Annotated in this window: 9 protein-coding genes; all 9 read right to left on the bottom strand. The window is 39.2% G+C overall.

The genetic code is table 11. The features are described from left to right. The coding region (locus tag Q763_RS17645) for an L-type lectin-domain containing protein (protein ID WP_262493981.1) at positions 1-1,735 on the bottom strand (1,735 nt) is incomplete at its 3' end. Positions 1,736-1,799: 64 nt separating this feature from the next. Further along, positions 1,800-3,791: a lectin-like domain-containing protein gene (locus tag Q763_RS16990; protein ID WP_035136256.1), complete on the bottom strand. Its 1,992-nt coding sequence runs from the start codon at positions 3,789-3,791 to the stop codon at positions 1,800-1,802. A 17-nt stretch (positions 3,792-3,808) separates the two neighbouring features. Further along, complete coding sequence (locus Q763_RS17640; protein ID WP_052123498.1) at positions 3,809-5,539, bottom strand: peptide-N-glycosidase F-related protein; 1,731 nt, start codon at positions 5,537-5,539, stop codon at positions 3,809-3,811. A gap of 80 nt (positions 5,540-5,619) precedes the next feature. Further along, a complete protein-coding gene (locus Q763_RS16980) occupies positions 5,620-9,525 on the bottom strand; it encodes a fibronectin type III domain-containing protein (RefSeq protein WP_035136255.1) in 3,906 nt (1,301 codons plus the stop codon). A 95-nt stretch (positions 9,526-9,620) separates the two neighbouring features. Then, positions 9,621-13,517: a hybrid sensor histidine kinase/response regulator transcription factor gene (locus Q763_RS16975; protein WP_157499518.1), complete on the bottom strand. Its 3,897-nt coding sequence runs from the start codon at positions 13,515-13,517 to the stop codon at positions 9,621-9,623. A 170-nt stretch (positions 13,518-13,687) separates the two neighbouring features. Beyond that, on the bottom strand, positions 13,688-14,221 hold the full coding sequence (locus Q763_RS16970; RefSeq protein WP_035136259.1) for a carboxymuconolactone decarboxylase family protein: 534 nt from the start codon (positions 14,219-14,221) through the stop codon (positions 13,688-13,690). 137 nt (positions 14,222-14,358) lie between these two features. Next, positions 14,359-15,210, bottom strand: coding sequence for an AraC family transcriptional regulator (locus Q763_RS16965; protein ID WP_035136258.1), 852 nt, complete (start codon positions 15,208-15,210; stop codon positions 14,359-14,361). Between the two features lie 135 nt (positions 15,211-15,345). Further along, on the bottom strand, positions 15,346-16,800 hold the full coding sequence (locus Q763_RS16960) for a glycosyltransferase (protein WP_084596102.1): 1,455 nt from the start codon (positions 16,798-16,800) through the stop codon (positions 15,346-15,348). Between the two features lie 289 nt (positions 16,801-17,089). Beyond that, positions 17,090-17,406: OmpA family protein (locus tag Q763_RS16955; protein ID WP_035136253.1), on the bottom strand; the 317-nt coding region annotated here is incomplete at its 5' end.

Below are 17,406 nucleotides of genomic sequence, written 5' to 3'. Positions count from 1 at the left end.
AAACGCTGTAACAACCCGTTACCGTGTTCTCTAATCGTACAAAGATAGTCTCGGTAAACGGATTCGTATTCTGATACGTCGCCGGGTTAGCAATAACGTTTACAGCGCTGTCAGCATCGGCAAAACTCATATAGTAACTCACCGCGTAATCAACATTACCGCCGGTGATTTCTGTGTCTTTTGTGGTCAAATCAAACTCCTCGATACCGTCGTTGGCATCAGGGTCCGTCTGGTCACACTGAACGTAGTTCGTGATTGGAGCAAGGATGGTTGGAAGGGGGTATAAAGTAACCTGCTCTATATTGGTATTAGAACAAAAACCATTTGTAGTATAGGCTACAAAATAAGTAGCTGTAGGAGTACCCCCTGTAATCTCTCCGGTTGTAGAGTCAATAACTGCATCATCAGTTGGTGGTTCACTAAAATCAAAAATACCTCCCGTAACTCCTGTAACTATTGCTGTAGCGCCATCACACCCCGGTGTTAAATAGAAAGAAGCATCATCTAACACTACTTCCACTGTGGCACTTTCGGCTAAAGTTGAAGTACAAAAAGGCGAGCTCAGCATTGTAATGCTAACCAAATTAATGGTTACATCTTCCGTCATGTCGGTTACCAAAACTGTTGCAGTACCCGAATCGTTAATTATAACAGTTTCCTCAATACCATTATTAATAGTATAGGTTACATCGGTATTGGGTTCTCCCGAAATAAGAAACTGAGCTTCTCCTGTACTGCTACATATAGGTGACTCTATTGCCTGTACAACTTCTAACGGCTGAGGCACTTCAATCGTTACATACTGCACTAAAGTATCTCCACAGTTATCTGTTATGGTAAGCGTGTAAGAAGCGGTTTGTGTTGGAGAAAATACAGGATTAGGTATTGACGGGTTACTAACACCTGTTACAGGTGACCATTGGTAACTAATAGCTCCGTCGTAAGTACCGTCTATAGTATCTATTGATTCTCCTGCGCAAATAGTACCTCCTTCAAGACTGGAACCCAAAAATGAAAGGTACTGAAAACAGATATACTGAAGGTTAGACTGCTGTCCTGTAGAACCTGTAAAACCAAAGTATACAGATGAAGTACCGTTAAATATATCATCAACCAAATCGGCAGTATATGTAAATCGTTCAGAACAGTCAAAAACAACCGAAAAGGTTTGTGTAGCTGCACGCCATTTGATTTTTATTTCGTGCTCTGTATTATCTTTAATATTAGTAGATACCGGCGATGCCTGTACCGGTGCAACAAGATTATCTACCGAACTATGGTTTACATTACCATTGGTTTGTAATGCTACATGGTCAAATGATGGGTCACCTATCATAGTGCCCGAATTGCTGTAAGTATCAAACTCTACAGCCAGTGTATTACTCTCAGGAAAATTCCTGTAGCCTAACCCTCCCCCAATGTTACCTATAAGCGGTGTGGAATTTGTTTTCATCACAAAAGCAATTCCGTCGGCCCCAAAGCTGTTTGCTCCAAAATAGGCATTGAACACAATATCAAAATCGGAAGTAAGATCGATAGGGTTATTGTACCAAACCGCTCCCGAATTGGACTGTGCATTATTGGTTATCCTGTAACAACCGTTTGCCATTTCGGCTGCATTGTTTACAAAGGACGGGGTGAGCTGTGCAAAAACCTGAGACGATAAAAAGAAGCAAATCCCGAATAAAAAAATTCGGGATAAGCAACTCTGTATAAAGTGTGGTAGTGATTTCATGCTCTTTATCTTTTAAATAACAATTTTATACTGCAATTAGCCAATAATAATTACAGCTCAGGCTTTAGTTTTCCTGCCTGTTTATATAAACCCAGCCTGTATGGTTTGTACCATAGGTAGGATTTGAATCAGAGAAACTGATAGCATAGTAATAAGTACCGGTAGGCAGTTCATTACCATTATCTGACTGTCCCTCCCATTGAGTAGTATAATTGGAATAGGAATACACCTTTTCACCATAGCGGTTAAAAACAGTAAGCTCCTTAACACCAAAGCCCGAAAGGTCGAAAAAGTCGTTTTTACCATCTCCGTTTGGCGATATTCCCTTTTGTATAAAACACTGGTCTACAATTAGGTCAAAACTTGTAGTTGCAGTACATCCGTTTTGGTTTTCTATAGTTAGCCAGATGGTTTGTCCTCCCGGTTGCGTATTTTCAAATGCAGACGGACTTGCAATACTTACCATATTTCCATTATTGTCGTAAGCATAACTTACCATATCAGCGTTGTTAGTAAGCACCTCATCTTCTATCTGTGTCAAATCGAAACTCGCAATTCCGTCTCCATTAGTATCGCAAAGCTGAAGGTTTGATGCCATGCTATAAGTTACCTCTGGGTAAACAGTAACCTGACTTACAGTAGTATTAAGACAGTTTGGCGTAGTATATTCCACAGTATATGATGCCCCTGCCAAAGCATTGGTAATCTCTCCTGTTGAAGCGTCAATTATAGCTGCATCTTCGGGAGCAGGATCAAAGGCAAACATACCACCCATAACTCCTGTAACTGTTGCCGTAGCACCTTCACAACCGGCTGTCATGTAAAAGGAAGCATCTTCGGTAATTATTTCTACTGTAGCTGTTCCTGTTAAGTCTACTTCACAAAACGGAGCTTCCGTTAAGGTTACACTCACAAGATTTATGGTTTGATTATCATTTGCCTGAGTGCTTACTGTGGCTTCACCTGAAGCATCCAATATAACGGTTTGCTCTGCCCCGTTGTTTATGGTATAGGCTACCTCTGTATTCGGTGTACCTGTAATTACAAACTCTGCCATTTCTCCATTACATATTGAAGACTGTACTGTATTTACTTCGGCTGTTGGATTAACTACCGTAATGGTATAATCCTCCTCCATAGTTTCACCACAGTTGTCTGTAATTAAAAGCGTATAGGTAGTAGTTTCAGAAACCGTAAATACCGGATTAGGAATGGTAGGATCACTTACCCCGTCTACAGGAGACCACTGGTAACTCACAGCTCCTACATAAGTAGCATCTATAGTATTTACAGGTTCGCCTGCACAGGCTACCTGATCCTGAATTTGAGTATCAAGAAATGACAGGTACTGAAAACAGATATACTGATGGTTTGACTGCTGTCCTGTCGATCCTGTAAAACCGAAGTATACAGTTGTGTTCCCGCCAAAAATGGTATTAACCAAATCGGCAGTATATGTAAATCGTTCAGAACAGTCAAAAACAACCGTAAGAGTTTGTGCTTCTGCTCTCCATTTTATTTTTACCTCATGCTCTGTATTATCTTTAATATTTGCAGATGTAGGTGATGCCTGAACAGGAGCCACCAAATTATCGGGCGAAACATGACTTACATTACCATTGGTTTGTAGTGCTACGTGATTATAAGAAGGATCGGCTATAGTAGATCCCGAATTACTGTAGGTATCAAACTCAACAGCAAGCGTATTCTCCTCTGGAAAATTCCTGTAACCCAATCCGCCTCCTAAATTTCCTATAAGTGCATCGGGTGTGGTTTTAAGAATAAAGGCCATACCGTCTGCCCCAAAATAATTAGATCCGAAATAGGCATTAAAAACAATATCAAAATCGTTTGTAAGGTCTATAGGATTATCATACCATGCCGCCCCCGAATTGGTTTGGACATTATTAGTGATCGTATAACACCCATCTCCCGTTTCAGCTGCGCTGTTTAGGAACGATGGTGTTAGCTGCGCAAAACTTTTTGCTGAAAGCAACAGGCACGCTGCAAAAAGCAGCAATGCCTGTTTATTGAATAGCACCAGATTATTTTTCATTTGTAAGCTGATTAGTGTTATTGCTTTTCAACTTTATAGGTTTGTGTCTTCCCTCCTATATTTACCTTTAAAAAGTAAATCCCTGTAGGGAAGTTTACCATATTAACCACTGCCTGAGTACTGCCAATATTTTCCTGTAATACCTGCCTGCCCTGCATATCATAAATGGCTATACCACCTATTGCCTCGCTATCGGACTGAAGCATTAAATTATCACTAACCGGATTTGGGTAGTATTTAAAAGTATCCAGTATGTTTTCTTCAACAGAAAGTTGCTGTGTTTGTACATATAAAGCCTGAGACCAACGGCTGTTTTCTTCATTATCGCATTTAGAGCGTACAAAAACCTGATAAACGGTACTTGGTGCTACATTCTCGGTAGCTGTACCTTCACTTTCGCCATCGGTTACCTGTAAATAATCCTCTTCAGCTAAAACAGTATAGGTTACCTGCCCTGCCGAATTGTATATTTTTCCGTACAGCACTTCCCATTCATCGGCATTACCTATTTCGTCCCAGTTCACAAAAATTTCATGGTCTGAAATTGCCTCTGCAGTAACGTTTGTTGGCTGGCTACATATAGGAGTAGCACCGCTTTCCCTGTTAATAAGGTATGCCGATACCGGGATGTATCCCTGAGAATCTACAAACTCAGCTTCCGGCACATCGATAGTAACCGAGTGCTCCCCGGCCGGCAAGGTACCCAAATCAATTTCATAAGTAGGAATTCGATCGCCCGGGCACCAGTTGTTCCAGTATATCCAGCCTCTTAACGGTAGTTGTGATGCCCCATAAATACCGTTGCCCTGTGTATTATACTGTCGATACGGCTCACATGATTTCCCCCCCGGGATATACTCATAAATAAGCGTTTCATCTAAATAAACATAGTGCCTGCGGCGAACGTATTCTTCTCCTCCCGAATTTGCCCCGTGGTTTGAGGTAATCAGGATTAGTTTTAAGTTATCTGTCTCTTCGGTAAGAGTAAAGTCGATTATCTTGGTTGTTTCGCCTGTAACATCAGTAGCATTATAATTGTTAAGCCTACTATTGGCTACCAATGGCATAAATACCAAATCATCTGTATAAGTAATCTGATCATTTGTATTTGATGTAAAATTCAGGGTTGCCCTAAAAGTATCAAGGTGCCCAGAACAGCCTGCTACCTGTTCCTGCCCTGCTCCAGTTGTACCAAATAGCTGTAGCTCTACCCAAATGTCATAGGTGTTACGTATGGACGTATTGGTTACTATTTCGCTAACATTATTTGCCGTATACTCATAAGATAATGTTGTTGGCGAATAGTTTTTGTTCATAAAAGGAGTTACCAACCTGGCTATTTCTACCCTTGGTACTTCTTCAGACACGTAAGAGGTTGTCTCTTTTGGCGTAAAAGCCAAAAACACATGGCAAAGTCTGTCATAATTATCGCAGGCAGCACCTATCTGTAAGTCGATATCCAGTGTATTGCCCATAGCATCCAGCTCGGTATCAGTCAGTTTTCTTGCATAGCGCGAATTGGAATGCCTTAATACCTCTGCCGGCATAGGTTCATATAAAGCCTCTTCGCTTAGTGTGGCGGTATAACCACCGTAAAAAATAACATCGTCAAAAACCGTAATTGTTGTTTCCTGAGCAGTGGACTGATTTGCCAACATTAATGAGAAAACAAAACATGATGTTTTAATCGTATTTTTAGTATAAGAACCAATATTGGCCTTAAAGACATTGAATATATTTTTTTTCATAAATAGTAGAGTAAGTACAATGAAAGCCTACCCCAAAGTATATTCGGGGCAGGGTTTTCAATAGTTTAGATTGGAAAAAACTACTTTATTGCTATTTTATAAGTTCCTGTTTTGCCTAATGCCGTAACCTGCATTACATATACACCAACAGGAAGTTGTGATAAGTTTATTTGTGAAGCTGCCGCGTTTACTTTTACCTCTGTTAACCTTTGTCCTGCAAGGTTGTAAACCACAACATTTTCTATTATATCCTGAGCACTGATCCTAACGATACCTGTCGTTGGGTTAGGATACAATACAAAGCCTTTTATTACATTGTCGTTAAGTCCAAGCAGTTGTGTTGTGAACACTTCAGGGCCTTCCCAGCTACTTGTCATTTCTTCGTCACAAACGGCACGAACATAAACATCATAAGTTGTATTACCTGTAAGTTCTTCCAGCATTACTTCGGCAACGTCATTTACTGTAACCGACATACCTTCTGTTTCAGGGTTGAAGCCCTGTTCACCATACAATACTTCCCATTGTGTAGCTGTTCCGTTTTCTGTCCATGATACCATAGCGGTAGATGAAGTAATATCAGTAACCGATACCGATGAAGGGTCTTCACATTCCATTGTATCTTCAAGCGTTACAAATGCCTGCTGACCTTCCCACTCACTGGTAAAGTCCTCACCACAAACGGCACGAACATAAACATGGTATTCGGTATTGGCATCAAGTTCTTCTAATGTTACCTCGGCAACATCGTTTACAGCAACTGATGTACCTTCTGTCTCAATATTGAATCCGGCTGGACCATAAAGTACTTCCCACTGGGTAGCCTCTCCGTTTTCTGTCCATGATACCATAGCGGTTGACACTGTGATTTCTGAAATTTCAATAGCAGATGGTGTAGCACAAACTGCCTCTTCAAGGGTTACGAATGCCTGCTGACCTTCCCACTCACTGGTAAAATCCTCACCACAAACGGCACGAACATAAACATGATATTCAGTATTGGCATCAAGTTCGTCAAGTGTTAACTCGGCAACATCATTTACTGTAACCGATATACCTTCTGTCTCAATATTGAATCCGGCAGGACCGTAAAGTACTTCCCACTGGGTAGCCTCTCCGTTTTCTGTCCATGATACCATAGCGGTTGACACTGTGATTTCTGAAATTTCAATAGCAGATGGTGTAGCACAAACTGCCTCTTCAAGGGTTACGAATGCCTGCTGACCTTCCCACTCACTGGTAAAGTCCTCACCACAAACGGCACGAACATAAACATGGTATTCGGTATTGGCATCAAGTTCTTCTAATGTTACCTCGGCAACATCGTTTACAGCAACTGATGTACCTTCTGTCTCAATATTGAATCCGGCTGGACCATAAAGTACTTCCCACTGGGTAGCCTCTCCGTTTTCTGTCCATGATACCATAGCGGTTGACACTGTGATTTCTGAAATTTCAATAGCAGATGGTGTAGCACAAACTGCCTCTTCAAGGGTTACGAATGCCTGCTGACCTTCCCACTCACTGGTAAAATCCTCACCACAAACGGCACGAACATAAACATGATATTCAGTATTGGCATCAAGTTCGTCAAGTGTTAACTCGGCAACATCATTTACTGTAACCGATATACCTTCTGTCTCAATATTAAATCCGGCAGGACCGTAAAGTACTTCCCACTGGGTAGCCTCTCCGTTTTCTGTCCATGATACCATAGCGGTTGACGCTGTGATTTCTGAAATTTCAATAGCAGATGGTGTAGCACAAACCTCTGCTCCTGCTGTAACCTCCATACAGTCTGACTGTACATTACAACCACCATTCGTTATAATTACAGCATAATTACCATCGGCTATTGGCGTAAAACTTTGCATTGTAGCCCCTTCAACAGGAGTATCTTCGTTATTACAATCTATCCATTGGTAAGTTACACCTTCGGTAACTTCGGTAGCTGTTAGTACAGAACCTTCCAGTGTTACACTGTTATCAAGCTCTACTGCAACAATACCTGCTGCACCTTCTACAAAGTTTGATAGTGTACCTGTAAGCAGGAAGCTGTTTAGTGTTCCTGTATACCCGTTACCCGAACTGTCTGAAACTGTAGTAATGGCTGTATTATCGGCACTGGCTATACCTTCGTTAAACTTAAAGTAAGCAACAAGGTTATCCTGAGCGCCACAAAGTTGTGAGTTCATAGCAGCCTGAATCTCTTCCTGTGTACGGGCAATATCCCAAATACGGATATCATCCATAGAACCTTCAAAAACAGTTGCCGGTATATTTGCCGTTCTGGCTCCTATTTGAACCGGACTTGCCGCAGATGTATTTGTACCGCCATCAGGGAAGTTTCCTGATGTTTCCAGTTCACCATCTATATACAGTTTATATTCCTGTGTTTGTTCAGGATCATAAGTTACTGCAACATGATGCCATAAGTTATTTGTAACACTTGTACTACCTTCTATATAATTACCGGCACCACCTGTTTCAAGGCGTAAATGACCATTTTGTGTTTTAAAAGTAAATCTGCTTCCACTGCCAGATCCACCACCCCATTCAACAATTATTTGCTGGGTTGAAGTATAAGGCGTTTTTATCCAAGCCTCTACAGTACGGGCACCCGTCCCTGTTATACTTGTGTAATCTGTTAATACGTAATCATTAACACCATCAAACCTAAGTGCTATTGGTGTTGTGGCATCGGTAGTACTAAATGAAAACGGACCTTCCCAGTTACTGGTAAAATCAACATCACAAACGGCACGTACATAAACATCATACCCTGTTTCTATAGTCAATCCATTAAGTGTAAGTTCAGTAGTATCTTCTACAGTTACGGTTTCTCCTTCAGTTTCTGGATCAAAGCCTGCCGGACCATATAGTACTTCCCATTGGGTTGCATCTCCGTTCTCTGTCCACGATACTGTTGCTGTAGATGTAGTAACATCTGTCACCTCAATAGCCGACGGAGCTGTACAAACCACTTCAACACAATCTGACTGTACACTACAGCCATCATTTGTAATAATTACTGCATAGTTACCACTTAATGTCGGTGTGAAAGCCTGTGTTGTTGCACCTTCAACAGGAGTATCTTCATTATCACAGTCTATCCATTGGTAAGTTACACCTTCACTAACCTCGGTAGCTGTTAGCACACCACTTTCCAGTGTTACCGTGTTATCAATAACAACCATTGCAAGTTCAGTATCACCTGCCACAAAGTTTGAAGTTGTACCGGTAAGGGCTAAGCCGTTAAAGGTTCCTTCATATTCGTTATCAGTACTGTCGTAAACTGTTGTTACACCAGTGTTATCTGCTCCTGCTGTACCTTCGTTAAACTGAAAATAAGCCTGAAGGTTATCCTGCGGACCACAAAAAGCAGCATCCATATTTGCCTGAATTTCTGTTTGTGTGCGTGCCACATTCCAAATACGTACTTCATCTATAGCTCCTTCATAATAGTTAGTGCTATCAATTCTTCCGCCTATCCTAACATCAGTAGCTGAACCTGTAAATACCGAAACGGTAAGGTTACCCTCTACATCCAGTACACCGTCTACATAAAGTTTTACCTTATTTGTAGCCGTTGGATCATACACTACAGCCACATGGTGCCACAGGTTGTCGTTAACGGGAATAGTACCGCTTATTCCGTTACCCTGCGCTTCCAGCCTAATGGCATTATTAAAAAGGATATTAAAGGTAAACCTTGTCCCTGTTCCCAGTGAACCCCAGTCTACAATAACACTTTGTCCCTGCCCACCCTGATTTGCAGGTAGTGAGTTTTTATCTGTTTTAATCCAGGCTTCAACAGTTCTTGCTCCGTTGCCTGAAATCCCTGCATAATCTGTTTGGATGTAATCGTTTACACCGTCAAAATAAAGTGCATTATTTTGCGCCTCGACAGAGAAGGATGACATGAGTAAGAAAGTGAATAATGAACCCTTTAGTAAACGGGCTGCATTAAGTATTTTTCTATTCATAATAAGTAGATTTTTGGTTTGTCCCAAAAGTCTTATAACTCATTATTTCGCTTTGTCAATCTCGTCTCAAATTATTACAATTTTGTCTCAAAATGCTATTTTTCAGCATATTTAGCTGGTGTAATCTTATAATAATCCTTAAAACATTTAGAAAAATACGATGGTGTATTAAACCCCGTCATATAGGCAACCTCGGTTGCATTGTAGTTTTGTTTTAACAGCTGTGCTGCTTTTTTAAGTCGGTAAACTTTAATGATTTCACTCGCCGGCAAATTGAACATCATCTTTAGTTTACGGTGCAGGTTTGCCCTACTCATAAACAGTGATGTTGCGAGTTCATCAACACTAAAATTTTTATTATCCAGATTGTCCTCTATAATAATATGAATCTTATCCAGGAACTCGTTTTGAAGTACATCGGTCTCCTCTTCTTCCGATGGGATAATGTTTGAGAACTTATCATGAAAACGGTCTCTTTGCTTACGCTGAAATTCTAACAGATTTTTAATTCTCAGCTTTAGTTCTGATATGCTGAATGGCTTGGTTACGTAATCGTTTGCCCCAAATGAAAGTCCTTCCAGTCTGCTGTCCATGTCGGCTTTTGCCGTTAGCAGGATAACCGGAATATGACTGATGTTAATATCTTCCCTCACAGCTTTACAAAACTCAAAGCCATTCATTTGTTCCATAGAGACATCACTCACAATCAAATCAGGTGCCGACTCCAGTGCTGTACTTAAGCCCTCCTTACCATTACGGGCTATCAAAACATTGTATTTATCCTGAAGACTCTCTGATATGAATTTAACCAGTTCATCATGATCCTCCACAACAAGAACCGTTGGTTTATCTTCTGTACTTTCTGTTTGAGAAACAGTTTCTACCTTTACTGTTTCCTGTACAGCAAACGGAAGATGTATAGTAAAGGTAGTACCTGTTGGCACCTTAGTACTACTTTCCAGCTTTATGGTTCCTTTATGCAGCTCTACCAGTTCTCCTACTAACGAAAGCCCTATACCAGTTCCCTGAGAGGCTTCCTGATTACCGGCTTTATAATACCTGTTAAAAATACTGGACTGCTCCTCTTCCGGTATACCCCTGCCTGTATCTTTAACTTTAAGTATTAATCCGGTTTCCTCTTTTATTACTGTTACCGTAATAGTATCGCCTTCCTGAGTGAACTTTAGGGCATTTGATAACAGATTATACAATATCCTATCGAGCGTATTAATTGAAAATAAAAACTCGGCCGACTCTGGTGCTTCAAGTTTTATGGTTACCTTTTTAACTGCGGCTTCCTCAGCAAAAACACCTGTAATATTCACAATAGCAGGGACTATATCGCCCCAAACCGTTTGCGGTTTTAAAACTCCTGCCTCCAGTTTGGCGATGTCCAGTAACTGATCTGTAAGCTGGATAAGGCTACCTGTATTCTTTTTAATGATTTCCAGCAACTTGCTATCTTCGGCAGTAATTCTATCAGTAAGCTGCTCGGCAGGTCCAAGTATAAGTGAAAGTGGTGTTCTAAACTCGTGAGCTATGTTAGAGAAGAAACGGGTTTTAACCTTATCAAGCCTTCGCAGTTCTTTTGCTTCTCTAGATTTTAACCTGATTTCGTTTTTAACCATTTGTTGCCTAACCTTAAAATTAAAGAACCAAACCAAGGCACAAATACCTATAAGAAGGTACAGCAGCATTGCCCACCATGTTTTCCACCAGGGCGGGGTAATTTTTATTTCTATCGATTTTATATGATTACTCCAGGTACCTGTAGTGTTTGAAGCATTAACTTCAAAAGTATACTTACCCGGAGGCAACTTAGTATAAACAGCTTCCCTTTTATTACCTACCGTAACCCAAGCATCATCATACCCTAAAAGCCGATAACGGTACTTTATATCCTGTGGCTGATTAAACTGCAATGCTGTATAGGCAAAGGCTATGGTGTTCTCATTGTAAGGAAGCTCAATATTTTGTAATCCCTTTACCACACCAATATTAGGTTTAAGGATGTAAATGTTTTCATTATTCAGTTTAATCCCCGTAAAAGTCACATTGGGCGAAAAGGTATCAGTCTTTATGGATTCCGGATTAAATATTACCCCACTTTTAACCCCGCCAAAAGCCATTTCTCCATTTTTAAGCATGAGTTCATGATGCCTGTTAAATTCTATATTATTGAGTCCGTGATTACGTGTAAAAACCCGTGTTTTATAATCATTGGTATTAAAACACACCAGTCCTTTGTTTGTACCCAACCATAAATTACCCAATGCATCGGCCTGCATGGAGTAAATCATATTATCAGGCAGACCTTCCTTTACAGCAAAAGCTTCACACTGCCCCGTAGTTTTATGAAACTTAATTAAACCAGATGAACTTCCTAACCATAAAAACTTTTTATCATCAAAATCAGGAAGTACATCTATCAGATTATTGGTAGGCAATCCGTTTTCGCTGCTCTGTATCTGTTTTATAGACTTATCAGTAAGGCTTACTTTTAATAAACCATGAGCCTCAGTAGTTATCCAGAGCATGTTAGTATCCCTGTCGGCATAAAGGTTATTGGTTTGTAGTTTTTTAGGAAATGTAGTTTTTAAAGTATCTAACGACAGAATAAATTCCCATTTGTTTTCCTTACTGTTAAACACATATATTGAGTTATACTTATCTACCACTACCGGATTTCCGTTTTTAATAACCGATATACCTGTTATAGGCCTAAACCAGGGTTTTTCCGGCGATGGCAGTTCAGGCAGTTTAACAGTCGTATTTAGTGTTGTATCAAAATAGCCTACTGTACGGTTAAGGGCTAACCAATGCTTATCTCTGTCCCATAAAGAACGTAATGAATAAGATGGCTGTAAGACCCCAACGAAATTAGATTTCCAGTTAAAAAAATCAATAACATTAATCCCATAAACATCTTTAAGTAGGTCTATTACAAAATCATTTTCGTAATCAAAACTTTTAAAATTAAGGCGGGTATCTATAGTATATATACCTTCGGCATCACCGCCAACCCAAAACAATCCCGACTGATCGGCAAGAAAAGCCTGTGCCTGCCTGTTGCCTCTCAGCTCAACTGCTGCCTGTGGTATTACACCCAACGCATCTGAATAACTGTAAACTGTTCTGTCTGATATAAAATAATCAATACCATCATCTCCTACATCTATCCACTTGGGACCATAATTAGTTTCGGCAATTAGCTTAATCCTTCTGAATGCTTTTTTCCCAGTATTAAAGAAATAAAGGTATTTCTTATCTGCCCACATCAGTTCGCCATTACTTCTTTCACAAAAAGCAGCAAAATTCTCCCTCATCTTTTTTAGTTCCATCCCTTCAAACATAGTGTAAGGAATAGGGATAGAAGTAAACCTTTTTGTTTTAGGATTAAAGACGTTTAATGACTGCTGACTCAAAACCCACAGGTTTTTATTTTCATCTTCAAGCAGATTATATACTGTATTACTCTCTCCGAAAACAGATGAGTAATCTGTAACTACACTTGTATTATTTAAGTTGGTGCTAAGCAGTATACCTGAGTTAGCCTTAAACCATAAAGTATTATTTGATGTTACCATCCAAACCCTTCGGTTTATTATCAGGTTGTGCTGTTCGGTAAATTTTGAAGTAATAACATGAGTAGGTTTTTCCAGAGCAAAATCAAACCTGTCGATTTCTCCTCCCTCATACATAATCCACATCGAGTTATCATTCTCCTTTCTTATATGGCTAATAACATTTGAAGCTAAAGATGTACCTTTACCGTTAAAGCTGCTTTGAAAAATTTTAAAACGGTGTCCGTCATAACGGGCAAGTCCGTTACGGGTTGCTACCCATATAAAGCCATCGTTATCTTCAATAATTCCTGACACAAACGACTGAGGCAAGCCTTCATCTACCGAAAGGTGCCTTACATTTTGTGAAAAAAGAAGAAAGGGAAATAATAATAAAATCAACAACACCCCAGCCTGTTTACCTACCATCTCTTTTTGCAGATTATTTTGGGGTGCAATATAAATAATAAAATTGCATACCTCCCCCCATAGCAATCACACAAAAAAAACATTACAAAAACAATTTGTTATGTACCAAACAAAGCAAAAAGCCCTGTGGTAGTATCACAGGGCTTTGATTTATATATACTTATAATAAATTATATTGCAGGTACAGCAGGCCAGTCTACAGGAATATCTGTAAGGGCATGCAGGTAGTTTGTTATGGTTTTATCACCTACTACAAGTAATACATCTATAAGATTTCCTTTATCATAACCTGCTTCAAAAAAGTTATTTAAGGCATTCTCATCAGCACGTCCTTTATTTTCGGCAATGCTTTTTACCAGTACTGCCAAAGCCGAAAGTTTACTGTCAAAATCTACCTCTGCTTTTCTTATGGCAATTATTTGCTCATCTGTAAAACCATTCATTTTTGCGATGGCTGTATGGGCACTTAAACAGTATATACATTGGTTTACCTGACTCACAACTAAGTTAACTACTTCTTTCTCCTTAGCTTTTAAAGATGATTTTCCGTTTTGGAAAGTAAGGTAATTGCCCAATGCGTTTTCAGAATAGGCGAATGAAGCATATAGGTTAGGTACAAAACCTACCATTTTTTCAAGGTTAGTAAAAATTTCCTGATTGTTTGCAGAAACCTGCTCTTTTGTTGGAACTATAAAGTTTTTCATTTTTTCAATTTTAATAATTAGACTTGTTGTTTCTTGATGGTACAAAGTTCCTTCAATCCCAACTGCCTTAAAAGGGACATATTTCCCGAATGCTGGTACTTATTTCCCGTAATTAAAACTGATACTTAAATATGTGTTTATTTCCCTATAAACGAAGTTTCCCTAAACGCTATTGGAGATAGTGTTGTATGCTTTTTAAAGAAACGGCTAAAGTGTGCCGCATCTTCAAAACCAAGTTCTCCGGCTATTTCCTTTGCCGATTTATCTGTATACGTTAACAGTCTCTTGGCCTCGATTATAATCCTTTCCTGAATAACAGTTAACGGTGATTTATGGTTATAGAGAGCAAATAAATTAGATATGGTTTTTGGCGACTTAAATAACTGATCGGCATAATACTTTACCTGATGCTGCGTTCGGTAATGACTTTCCACCAATAAATTGAATTTCCTTATCACATCCAGCTTATCATCAGGTAAATCGTCTTTGCTTATATACTGTTGTTTAGCAAGGCGTGTTACTATTATAATAAGCCTTTTAAGTAATACCATCAGCATTTCTCCCTGAACCACATCGGTAGTAGTGAACTCATCATAAAACACCTGTAGTAATAGGTCAATCTTCCGCTGGTCATCACCATTAAGTGCTATGAACATCCTTTCAGACGAACCGTAAAACAGGAAGCCCACACAACTTACTTCCTTATCATGATCTACTATACAATAAAACTCCCTGTTAAACTGCCATGCCAGTATATCCTGAGGCTGCGAAAAATAAAAGCTCTCGTTTACCATAAGGCATAACATAGCATTAGACGGAAATACATACTCAATACCGTCTATTACCACCTTTTGGTCCTGTCCCCTGTTCCATGCAATAGTTAGGAGTTTATCTTTCCTGTCTTTTCCGTAAAACTGACGGTCAAATTCGGCTTCATCTGAAATCAACCTGAAGTCGGCACCACTTTTAGAGTCATTATATCTGTACATATAGGGCAGTATGTTAATAGGCATTAAAAATAGGGAATATTAAACAAATACCATTCTGTCCAATAGTTTACATATAAAAAAACCTGCTTAAAATTTAAGCAGGTCGAACATTGCAGGATAATCTGTCCCACCAGATTACCCTCTGGTTAACCAACCTCTTCTGCTCGCAGTTGCAATAGCATAAGGGGTTATCCAAAACAAACCAAAAGTGTATAAAATACTGTATGAGTAAGCCCAAAATGATTCGGCTACATTATATCTCTTTGCATAAAACAATACAGGGAAACTGGAGTAAATAAGGATACTTAAAAAAGTAGAACTTAAAAACAGTAACGGGTGTGTAGCAATAAATACAACCATCATAAGTATTACCGGGTATGCCATTACAATTTTTAACCACTGATTAAAAAACAATATTCTTGTTCCGGCTTTTGAACCTTCCCTGAAATTTTTGAATACGAATTTTGACATCATTATATTTTCACGAACGTTACTCCTACCCCATCTGATAAACATTTTATAAAGTCCTTTATATTTTTCAGGTACGTTTGTCAATACATAGGCATTCCTTTGAAATTTAATATGATACCCCTGTTTCATAATCATATTTGTCATGGCTCTGTCTTCACCAATATCCGAAGGTTGTCCCATAAAGGTTTGGTTAATCCATTCTTCAAGACAACCAAACACGGCCGTACTTCTGTAAGCTGATAAAGCACCCGGCGTACACAATACAGAACCTAACATACTTTCTGCCGAACGTATAAATTCAAAACTCAACACAAAACTTACGTTAAGCATTTTAGGAATCATACCTTCTTTGTTATTCAGTACTCTAACGTTACCCGCAACAGCACCACATTCTTCGTTCACCACAAACGGACTTACCATATTTCTAAGGGTGTCGGCTTTCACAATAGAGTCACTGTCTATCGTTACAAAAATCTCTCCTGTTCCCATTTTAAAACCTCTGTAAAGTGCATGGCGTTTACCTTTATTTTCAGGCTGTTGTAAAATAGTAACTCTGTCCCCTAGTTTATCTTTAGCCCTTTGCATCCAAAACCACGTATCATCTTTACTACCGTCGTCTATGGCTAATAGCTGAAGTTTTTCATGCGGATAATCACTCCCTGCTATACTTAACAGGGTATCATAAACCAGTCGTCCTTCATTATAAGCCGGTACGATAACTGTTGCTGTAGGAAGTTCTTCATCTGATACTGATTTAATCGATCTGTATCGAATATACAGATACACACTGTACAAAAAGAACAATGCCTTATAAACCAATAAAGCTGTAGTTATACCGATTAAAACCATACCACCTACAGAGCTCATGCGGTTTAAATTAAGTAAATCGAAATCAGGCTGGAAGTAATAAACTAAAAAAGCGGCAGTAATCATTAATAAAAATGTACCGGCCAACACTATACGTTCCAGTGATTTCTTTTCAGATTTTTCTTTTTCTTCTTTATTCTCTTTGACAGAAGCTACTTTTACTTTAGGTATATCCTGCCTTTGTTGTACAAATGAATTTACATTATTTGTTGGGGCATATAATGCTTTTGAGGTAATAGTTTCACTTTTCATCTTTTGGCATTTAGGGTTTAATTTAATTGAGTAATGCTTCCACCTGTTGGGTAATCGGCAATTAACTATAGCCAAACCACATGCCACCAATAAAAAAGACTGAAAAACAATACTTTACACATAAATACCTCATTTATTGTGTAGAAAAATTCTACACTTTTAATTTTCATTCCACACTTTTTAGGCAAATACACAATAAAAAAAAGCCCCGCAGTTGGGCAACTGCGGGGCTTAACGAAAATAGAAAAACTAAAAAGAAAAACTACAAATCTTACATTTGTAAGAATTACTATTTCTTCACGATAATAAACTCCGAGCGTCTGTTCTTAGCATGCTCTTCCTCTGTACATTTGTCTTTACAGTCAACTTTAGGTTCGCTCTCACCATATCCCTGTCCGGAGATACGCTCTTTAGCAATACCTTTTGAAATAACATACTGAACTGTAGCCTTAGCCCTTTTGTTGGATAGGTTCATGTTGTACTGTGCACTACCACGGTTATCCGTGTGTGCCTTAACCATGATTACCATATTCTTATCATTGTTCATAGCCTCCACTAACTTGTCAAGCTCAAAGGCAGCCTCTTTGGTGATGTTGCTCTTATCAA

Source organism: Flavobacterium beibuense F44-8, from assembly GCF_000769915.1.
Taxonomy (GTDB): Bacteria; Bacteroidota; Bacteroidia; order Flavobacteriales; family Flavobacteriaceae; genus Flavobacterium; species Flavobacterium beibuense.
Note: the sequence above shows the minus strand (reverse complement) of the source record. Positions and strands in the feature narration are given on the sequence as shown.